Below are 10059 nucleotides of genomic sequence, written 5' to 3' on the forward strand. Positions count from 1 at the left end.
TCTTATCAATGCATCAAGTAATTTTCATCAATCAATGCTTTAAAAAGGGCTAAAGGGAGAGAAGTCATCGTTCTGTCTCGTGCTTGTAGTCGTAGTCGTGGTTGTTGAAGTTGTATAACCATTTTCCCCGGCATTTAACTCATCTAAATCGGCTAAATCAAAGAATGCATAAGGACTGCCGACACTAGAGCCCGTTGAGGAATAGGGTTGCGCCGCAGCAATTTCGGGCGCTGTCACAGAGCCATCAGGCATTTCTGCTGAGCCAACAGGATTAGCTTCTTCAGTGTGTTCGTTATCTGCTGAATGAACTCTCTTATTTGGCCGCTCGTTTTCATCCCTCAAGATGCGGTTACGTTTCCTGGCCGTTTGAATCTCAGTTTTAACATTATCAATAGTGACAAAATGTTTAGTTTGAGTTCCCTTTATTTCTTTACGGTGAGTACTAAGCACAGCGGGGTCAGTAATTCGCTGACCATTAAGAAACAAATAACCGTCAGAAATTTGAGCAGCCGTAGACATCTTGCTAAGGAGAGTTACTGGGTCTGTAGGCTGATCCTTTTGCAACAGGCGGATTTGAGCAAGGTGTTGTCGATATGTAAATACCTGCGTTTTTATATTATTTATCATGACATAATGTTTGTTCGTCGGCCACTTACCTACTTCAGTGTATGTCGCAAGAATAGTTGGGTCGGTTATTGGTTGGCCATTGTGAAACAAACGGCTTCTAGAAAAATGCTGGTATTTAAATACCTGCGTTTTTACACCACCTATCGTGACATAGTGTTTTCTATTAATCCTGTCGCCTTCCTGAGTATGGGTATTAAGAATAGCTTGATCAGTAATTGGTTGACCATTGAGAAACAAGCGCGCCTGGGAAACTTGACCAGCTCTAAACACCTGCGTTTTGGCCCCACCGATAATAAGATAATGTTTTCCCTTTTCTTTGGTATAAGTGCGGAGAATAGCTGGATCGGTAATTTGCTCACCCTGATAAAACAGACGGTGTTGAGTAAGTTGATTTGCTGTAAAAACCTGGGTTTTGGTACCATTTAGAATGACATAATGTTTACTGCTACGACCATTGCCTTCATGGGTGTATGTGTTGAGAATAGCTTGCTCAGTAATTTGTTTACCATTGTGAAACAAACGATTGGTAGAAAGTTGGTGCGCCGTAAACACTCGCGTTTTGATGCCCTCCAGAGTGACATAATATTTACTGCTACTTCCCTTGCCTTCTTGAGTTCGGGTAGCGAGGATAGCTGGGTCAGTAATTTGTTTACCATTGTGAAACAAACGGCTCTGAGTAAGTTGATGTGGTACAAATACCCGCGTTTGAGCTCCATCTACAGTGACATAATATTTTATAGTCCTTCCCTGCCCTTCTTGAGTATACGTGGCGAGAATGGCGGGATCGGTAATTTTTATTCCATTATCAAAGCACAATCCAGTGGATGGTATTGAGTGAATACCCTCTGGCTGTGCGGGAGCGAGAATTAAATCATCCGTAGAAAAATCTAAATTAACGGTGGGAGAATGAGGCTCTTTCTCCGCCAACGCCTGTCTAGGCTGCTCGAGAAAAAAAATTGAATCCTCTGCAGAAAAGTCTAAATTAACTGTGGGAGAATGAGGTTCTGCCTCCGTCAACGCCTGTGCAGGCTGCTCGAGAAAAAGACTTGAATCATCCCCAGAAAAGTCTAAATTAACGGTGGGGGAATGAGGTTCTAACTCCGTCAACGCCTGTGTAGGCTGCTCGAGAAAAAGACTTGAATCATCCGCAGAAAAGTCTAAATTAACGGTGGCGGAATGAGGTTCTAACTCCGTCAACGCCTGTGTAGGCTGCTCGAGGGAAAAAATTAAATCCGTCGAAAAGTCTAAATCAGGAGTAGGCTCCAACGAAGTGAATTGGGATTTGGCTTTTTCATCTGGGCGGTAACGAGGGAGCTGAGTATCTTCGAAAAGATCGTTAATCCCTTCGGCACCAGGAGAAGTTGGAGATAGCCAAGCTAGAATACGCTGAGGGGAAGTAGGCATAATTTGAAGCTCCACCATATCAAAAAAGCGCATAATTTAATCATTTTGATGTCCTATGGTCAAATGGAGCTCATAGCCGGGTACACGCTAAAATCATTACCTTGGATTTTAAAAATCCCTATAATTATTAATGTCGTCAATCTAATCATGGACTTGCATAGCTACGAGAACTGGAATTAAAAAAATCCGATTTTATGAACCACTTCCCGGTGCAAGCACTTCGGCCAAGACTTCCTCTGGCGGCAATTCATCCACCTCCAATCTATCCAGTTTGATCTCTTTGAGTGAACGTCCACAGTCAATATAGGCAAAGGCTTGCGCAAAATCGTGTAGCTCCATTTCAAACGTTGAACTGCTCGTTGATTTAACCATTAATTTAACGCTGCCTTCTTTATCGCTAATTTCATAAGATTGTCTTCCACCAGAGAAAAAATAACGCAAAAACCAGGGCATATTTTCATGATGAGGATTGCGTAAAATAACAAATTTTCGATGACTGATTTCACTTTCGCGAAACCCCATGAGCGCATAGGTGTGTTCGGCAGTAATGCCGGCGGGCGGCATTTGCTTCGCATCCGCAACCACAGGTCGTTGTTCATCATAAGCTCGGATTAAATCCTCATAAAGGGCCAACTCATCCTGGGAATAATGGGTTTCACTGGGTAAAATTTTGCTTTTCTTAATCCATTCTATGACAGCGTTGGATGCAGTGACAGTCGCTGGTTTATTATAAAATTCCTGCCGTTGCTCAATAAAAGCAATCATATCCTCCTCAAAAATCACCGGTTTTGAAGCCAGGAATTTTTCCAAACCTGGGCGCTCTTGAGTTACCATTTCCCACCAGATAGTAAGAAAATCTTCATCGCCAGCAAATACATGCTTGACCAAATTGGCTTTAGTTGCCATTTTGTCCTGCGGTCGCAACAATAACATTAAGGTATGAATATCGTTACCTGAACAACCATGTGTTGTTTTTTGATACAAGGTAAACAAAGGAGTACGCGTCTGTACAGGCAATGTTATGCTTGTTTCAAACCCCCCAAGCACAGTTCTTAAAGCAGTACGACTATCGCTCTGATTAAGTACTTCATTATAATTACCGCCTTTAAAAGCAACGAAAGCCTTTTCCAGAAAGCGAACCCATAAAGCACCAGAACTTAGAACGCCCCAGGATGTTGGTAATGATTTTTCAACAGCAATCCACTGCGGTTTGTCATTTTTAAAAAAATGAACATAAACTATCCCATTTTTTTCAATAAGCAGGTTTCGAATATAGGATTCTCCATCAGGGAGAGCAAGAATCGCATTGATCACTGATAGGAAATCACAATCACCACTACGAACTCCTTGTGCAACATGAGTAATTGATAATTCCTTGGGATAAAATACTTCTTTTTGCGGCGCGTGTTTTACAGCAAAAAAGCCATAATTTCCTCGTGGGTTTTCAACTGTTGGAATATTCTTTAATCGCACCATAGGTTCAACCTGGAAACATAACGACTACGTTAAATTTAGTCGAGTTTTATTCCCTGTGCATAAAATTAAAATTTTTCTAATAAAAATAAATAGCATTTGTGTACATACCGTGTTCCTTGGACAGGATTACTTCATCCAAGCCAAGACAAGCAAAATAGAGACGCTCCATGTCACCTTGCTTGTAACAATTATCTGCCTTAAAAAGTTAACAATGAGTCATTAATTGATCAAAAGTGAAACAAAAATAGCCTATACTAGTGAGAACAACGATCAATCATTGAAAATGCGCAAACCAGTGAAGGTTGGCACAATAGATTGATAGATAATTATGGCAGTTTAGTGTGATCTTTTTTAACGAAAGGAAGTTATTACTTGGAAGTGAAACCCATTTCCTTTGTTAAAAGAGATAAATTAGCCATGAGGAACCAAGATGTCTCTGGTCAGTAAATTAAAAGCGTTTGCAAGAGAACTATCAACTTCCAATAGCGATTGGGGACGCCAATACAGGTTAATCAATAACATCAGTATTGAACTTATTATACTTGGTTTATTTTTACTCTATATCAATTTTGTCTGGCATATGTGGATGATGGTGCATTTGGTGATTGCTGCCTGTGGATTTGCTGCACTTAATTTGTTTATTTTAAAAAAAACCAAGAATACAGTCCTGTGTGGACATTTCCTCACTCTTTTAGCACTGATTATTACTACCCTGGGGAATTACTGGATGGGTGGTTTATCAAGCTCCTATTTTGTCTGGTATTACGTCATTCCCATCCTGGCCGCTGTCACTATAAGCTGGTATGGCTTGGTTCTCTATGCCGCGCTGTGTCTGGCTATGGTAGTCTTTTTTTCAATGCAGGAGCTCACGCCGATTTATCAATTAGCACCGTCCAATGTGCTACTCATGAATTTTATTAATATCTCTTTCTCTTTATTTGTCATTGCTACCACCTTATATGGTGTTTTACGTGAAAATGAGCAATACGAAAAGTTATTAAGTGAAAACAATTACCTATTACAGACCGATAAAGAAAAATTCCATTACCTGGCTCGCTACGATGCGCTAACTAATTTACCAAATCGTACCTACTTTCAAATGTACATTCAAAATATGCTTGAGGCAGCTCTTAATAAAAACTATTGCATCACTTTCTTTTTTATGGATTTAGATAAATTCAAACATGTCAACGATGTTTACGGGCACGAGGCCGGTGACTCCTTACTGTCACAGTCTGCCAAGCGCCTGCAAAGCTGTTTCAGAGAAAAGGACTTTCTCGCCAGACTTGGGGGAGATGAATTTATCGCCCTTATCATGCATCAAAATGGGGATAAAATTCCTCAAACCATTGCTAAACGCATTTTGCAACAATTTAATAAACCTTTTACCTTGGGGGCGCATGACGTCATTTGTCAGATAAGTATTGGTTTGGCTGTGTATCCTTTCGACGCATTCAATGCCGATGAATTGCTCGCCAAGGCCGATGAAGCCATGTATAGCGCCAAAAAGACAGGGGGTAATACTTACCACATCACCAAACGAGTTAAACGAATCTATTCCTGAGCATTCAAATAAACTCTATTACCTCCATTAAAAACTATCATGCCTAAAGTACAGTATCCATAGGGCTATCAGGTCCTCAATAAGCCCTATAAGATGGCTTTCCCCTGTTCTTGGGAAGGAAGTAAACTTGACATTAGACCAAGCCAGCCTTAGCATGCATACATTCTATGTTAGAGGATAAACAATGACGGTTGCCCGTTTAAGAGCACTGGTTAGTGAAGATTTTGATGCAGTAAATGCTCTAATCATTGATAAAATTCAATCGCAAGTCGGTTTGATTGATGAGTTGGCACATCACATTGTTGAAAGTGGCGGCAAACGTTTACGACCTTTATTAGTATTGCTAGCAAGCCATGCCTGTGCCTATCGCGGCCAAGATCATATCGCGCTCGCTGCCATGATAGAATTTTTTCACACGGCAACCCTGTTGCATGACGATGTTATTGATGAATCCACTCTCCGACGCGGGCGTGAAACAGCCAATGAAATATGGGGCAGCAAAGCCAGTATTTTGGTAGGAGACTACCTGTTCACCCAATCTGTCCAGCTAATGGTGAATGTTAACCATCCTAAAATTCAACGTCTATTAGCGGATACTTCCCATCAAATTAGCTGTGGTGAAGTAAGACAATTAGCTAATCGCCATAATTTTTCGATTTCCGTCGAAGATTATTTTGCAGTGATTCGAGACAAAACAGCCTTGTTATTTGCTGCTTCTGCTGCAATTGGTCCTTTGTTAGGTAATGCCGGTGAAGAAATTGAAAAAAGCCTGTATGCCTATGGCTTGCATTTAGGCAATGCCTTTCAACTCATTGATGATGCTTTAGATTATTGTTCTGACGCGAAAACAATTGGCAAAAATATTGGTGATGATTTGGCCGATGGTAAAGCCACCCTCCCCCTCCTCCATGCCTTAAAACATGGTACAGTTGTACAGCAACAATTGATTCAAGAAAGTTTAAAGGAAGGTAGCTTGCGAAATCTCACCGCGATCCTGGAAGCCATTGAAGCAACTGATGCTATTGAATATACGCGGAATTATGCAGCACTGGAGGTCGATCGGGCTTTGTCAGCACTACAGGTTTTACCCGATAGTGTTTATAAGGAGGCACTGATAGAACTTGCACAATTCGCCATTAAACGTGACCATTAAACGGAGTGTAGCTCAGCCTGGTAGAGCACTGCCTTCGGGAGGCAGGGGTCGCAGGTTCAATTCCTGTCACTCCGACCATATAAATAAAGGATTGCAAACATTTTCACCTCAAAAAATTCAATTATAGGGTGCAGGCAGGATGCAAATTGAATGTTATAGAACATAAAAATACACTATAATAGCAAAAACGAGCCCTCAAATTGTTTTTATAGTCATATGGACAAAGGCCGGTCGGCGGTTGGAATCTTTCCTGAGAACTCCAGTGATCCAACTGCTACAGCTGATTTTGAAAATACTATTATTTCACTTTTAACTTCAGGTACAGCTGTGGGGACCCCAACTCAAAACGCTGGAACTAAATAACAATGGTGGTAATCAATGCTTTGAAAATGGCATAAATGTGCCTTGTTAAATGAGTAGGTAGTTTGTATCTATCATTTACGGTTCGTTCCACCAAAAGATATTGAAAATTTGACAACGATTTGGGGATCAACGGCCCTTGCTGCCAAAGCATAAGGAAAAGGTAGAAGAACCAAGCTTGTAGAAAGCTCACTGAAGATAATTTTAAGAAAATAAGGTGAATCTATGGAGGATTGCAAAAAAGTTATGGATATTGAATAGGAAGTTGACCTAAAGGACTAATATACTTATTTTAGATTGTGGGTTAATGTGTATACTTAATAGTTGCTCCAAGTTTAAAAGGAGTCCATCTGTTTGTGCTAATATTGTGGACTAACTGATTGACCTGCAGGAAGAGGCTAATGCACGGTATATTATTCGTTATCTTTTTAGTTTTACTTCTTATAGGCACTTTGCCAGTCTGGAACTACAGCAGGCGCTGGGGTTATCGCGTATGCTTTTGTATTGGAGCCATATTAATCATTTTTTTAGTCGTCCTTGCAATACAATATGAAGTGCGGCTATCTTGAAGGTAAGGTAGATTTAATTCAGATTTGATTAATTGGATGCCTGGCAAATTGGCCCTTTATTGTCCTTTTAATTTTCATTAACTACAACTATAAGTTTTGTACCGAGAATGGCTAAAAAGGATTTACAAGAATTATATATTTCGGCATCGGTGTGTTTGAAATGTTTTTATATCTCTCATAACTATTTTTACACCGTGCACTTAAAGCAATTGCTCAATTAATACATTTCAATCTTCTCATGGGTCCCGAAACATGAAATTTTGCACAACGCTGTACAAACAGCTAGTTCATAAGGATGCAGGCAGACCGTCTCTATTAAGCTAAGAACGCATATAATTTGATAAGTTGTGCTAAAAATAATCGGATATTTGGTGGCCTCTTAAAACAAGTTATAGATTCAATAGATTATTAATAGATTTGAAATAATGGATATAATTTCTTTCCGGTAAGCGGTAATTATAGCTCATATGAGGAAATTTTGAATTATACTTAGATATATAAATAAGGATTTAGCATGGACGAAAAAGATATTTTAGATGTTTTTCAAAGAATGATGACGGAAAATGCAGGAGCAGATGTAACTTTAACAGTTGATGAAATTTTTGAAGCTCTTGGAAAAAGAGATAAGAATTTTGAAGATGTTAAAGAGTTGGTTCAATTTTGTGTTACACAAGGGTATCTTAAGAAAACAGCCACTAGACCAGCTCCGAGTTATCAATTGGCAATGGAGGGTATACTAATGGTAAGGCATGAAAAAGTAACCAAGTAGTAGTTTTGTCATATTATCTCCACCAATGCTCATATCTAGTGTATATAACATTCGGAATAACAGGAGAAAAATTGAATTTTCAATGTTGGCCGTCTGTATTAGGCACTTTCACATAAAGATAACTAATAACAGAGGGGCATAATCAAGTGGCATTAAATCCACAATTACCTAAGGAACCCATTCATCGGATATCCAAACCACTTGTACGATTTATTCGTATCGAGACTAGCACAGCATGCTTATTGTTGTTGTCTACCATAATTGCATTAATAATTGCAAACTCCCCTTGGTCCAAGCCTTTTTTATCAATTTGGGAAATATCTTTGGGGATTCACATGGGGGATTTTGAATTTTCCCGTCCAATTCATGCTTGGATAAACGATGGATTAATGACCTTATTTTTCTTTTTTGTCTCTTTAGAATTGAAACGAGAATTTGTATTTGGTGAGTTACGAAATCCTAGAATGGCTTTACTCCCTATTATCGCAGCGCTTGGTGGCATGCTTGTACCGGCCCTAATTTATCTCATGCTCCAATCAGGTGAGCCAGGGCAGAATGGATGGGGTACAGTTATGGCAACTGATACTGCTTTTGTGATCGGCTGCTTGGCAATTTTTGGTAAACATATTCCTCAAAGTCTTCGTATTTTTATGTTGTCACTGGCTATTATTGATGATATTGGTGCAATTCTGGTTGTTGCCATCGGCTATAGTCAAGGGATTTCCTGGATGCCTCTTTTTATAGCGGCCATAGGTTTTATTTTTGTACATATAATGAAGCGGCTTGGAATTCGTAATCTAGTCGTTTATTTTTTTATTGGTGCCCTCATTTGGGTTGCGATAGATGCATCGGGTATTCATCCCACTGTTACCGGTGTTGTCCTGGGTTTAATGACCCCTACTAGAATATGGATAAACGATAAACAATTGCATAAAATTTTAGAACATATAGTTTCTTATCCTCCTGGAGAGCATTGGAGTGGCGATACTGAAGATCGTAAGGCATTGCTTAGGGCTGAAGTGGCTGCTCGTGAAGCTCTTTCGCCGGTTGAACGATTGGAATTTTTTTTGCATCCATGGGTTGGTTATCTCATTTTACCTTTATTTGCATTAGCTAACGCAGGCATACCGATATCTCTTACAGATTTTACTAATGGGGTTACTTTAGCGGTTTTTCTAGGGTTCATTTTGGGAAAACCAATAGGGGTTTTTGTTTTTAGTTTTATCGCTGAATTTTTTGGACTCGCGAAACGACCTAAAGATCTTAATTGGATATTATTAGCCAGCGGCAGTATATTAACTGGCATCGGGTTTACAATGGCTATTTTTATCGCTAATTTAGCGTTTACTCGAGAGCTTATTAATGGTGCTCGGTTGGGGATTTTGTCAGCAAGTATTTTTTGTGCTCTAGTGGGGATTTTTGTGCTTTTATTTTATAAATTATTTTTACACTCAAATGATTTTTAATAGCCTCACTATTTAAGTGATAAGAACTTGTGAATAGAGATTTTCTTTAATCTATGGCTATTTCCTGTTAGTTTGATTTCCGCCTTCATTATCCATAGCTTGTTCTGCTATACTTTCTTCCTTTTCCTGTATTTGAATGAATTCTTTGGAGTAATGAGAATGAGGTTCATCACAAACAGGACAAGATGGTTGCTTGGATGAGAAAAAGTAAAAACAAAATTTATTAAATAGGCAAAAGATAATACCTGCAGCAAATAAAGAGACTATTCCAAAGCTATTGCCAGAAGATATGGTCAAACCAGTTGCGATAACTAATAAGATAACGCCCAGAACTTCAAAGCGCAATGCCCAGAGACATGCGCTCATTTTGCAAAAATCCATTTTCCTCATGATATTGCTCCTATAATATTGTTGCACCGATGTTAGCTCAAAAAAATATCTTTCATTAATTTTAGACTACTATTTGTTTCTTCACTTAGCGCTCCGCTGTAAACCTCCCCTAAAATAGGTGTATTTCTGATTAGAGTTCTCCAAGTTAAACTGATCCTCTCCCCAAAATCGATCCAGCATTAATTAGAAAAACGGGCACCTAACTGATCCTCTCCCCAAAATCGATCCAGCATTAATTAGAAAAACGGGCACCTAACACCTTCTGTTTGAACTGATTTGGA

General features: G+C 39.3%; 8 protein-coding genes and 1 tRNA gene. 6 read left to right on the top strand and 3 right to left on the bottom strand.

All coding sequences use genetic code 11. The annotated features are described in order from the left end of the window. Positions 1-39 precede the first annotated feature (39 nt). Both ACN4Z1_RS13675 and ACN4Z1_RS13680 read right to left on the bottom strand, forming a co-directional pair. Complete coding sequence (locus ACN4Z1_RS13675; protein WP_228362961.1) at positions 40-2064, bottom strand: hypothetical protein; 2025 nt, start codon at positions 2062-2064, stop codon at positions 40-42. Between the two features lie 159 nt (positions 2065-2223). Continuing rightward, positions 2224-3507, bottom strand: a complete 1284-nt coding sequence (locus ACN4Z1_RS13680) for a C2 family cysteine protease (RefSeq protein WP_228362962.1) — start codon at positions 3505-3507, stop codon at positions 2224-2226. 430 nt (positions 3508-3937) lie between these two features. On the opposite strand from ACN4Z1_RS13680, the gene ACN4Z1_RS13685 reads away from it, so the two are divergent. The 6 genes from ACN4Z1_RS13685 to nhaA all read left to right on the top strand — a co-directional run bounded on the left by ACN4Z1_RS13685 (position 3938) and on the right by nhaA (position 9388). Continuing rightward, positions 3938-5071 (top strand): GGDEF domain-containing protein, encoded by a 1134-nt coding sequence (locus ACN4Z1_RS13685; RefSeq protein ID WP_228362963.1) that lies wholly within the window; start codon positions 3938-3940, stop codon positions 5069-5071. 184 nt (positions 5072-5255) lie between these two features. After that, positions 5256-6224, top strand: a complete 969-nt coding sequence (locus tag ACN4Z1_RS13690; protein ID WP_228362964.1) for a polyprenyl synthetase family protein — start codon at positions 5256-5258, stop codon at positions 6222-6224. 1 nt (position 6225) lies between these two features. Further along, positions 6226-6302: transfer RNA gene (locus tag ACN4Z1_RS13695), tRNA-Pro, on the top strand. Between the two features lie 683 nt (positions 6303-6985). Then, on the top strand, positions 6986-7153 hold the full coding sequence (locus ACN4Z1_RS13700; protein WP_228362965.1) for a DUF3309 family protein: 168 nt from the start codon (positions 6986-6988) through the stop codon (positions 7151-7153). Between the two features lie 514 nt (positions 7154-7667). Beyond that, positions 7668-7922, top strand: a complete 255-nt coding sequence (locus ACN4Z1_RS13705) for a hypothetical protein (protein WP_228362966.1) — start codon at positions 7668-7670, stop codon at positions 7920-7922. A 146-nt stretch (positions 7923-8068) separates the two neighbouring features. Next, entirely contained in the window at positions 8069-9388 is a 1320-nt protein-coding gene (nhaA, locus tag ACN4Z1_RS13710; RefSeq protein ID WP_228362967.1) for a Na+/H+ antiporter NhaA, read from the top strand. 57 nt (positions 9389-9445) lie between these two features. Here nhaA and ACN4Z1_RS13715 read toward each other — a convergent pair whose 3' ends face one another. Then, positions 9446-9778, bottom strand: a complete 333-nt coding sequence (locus ACN4Z1_RS13715; RefSeq protein ID WP_228362968.1) for a hypothetical protein — start codon at positions 9776-9778, stop codon at positions 9446-9448. Positions 9779-10059 lie beyond the last annotated feature (281 nt).

It is taken from the genome of Legionella sp. ST3F1 (assembly GCF_048553315.1).
Taxonomy (GTDB): Bacteria; Pseudomonadota; Gammaproteobacteria; order Legionellales; family Legionellaceae; genus Tatlockia; species Tatlockia donaldsonii.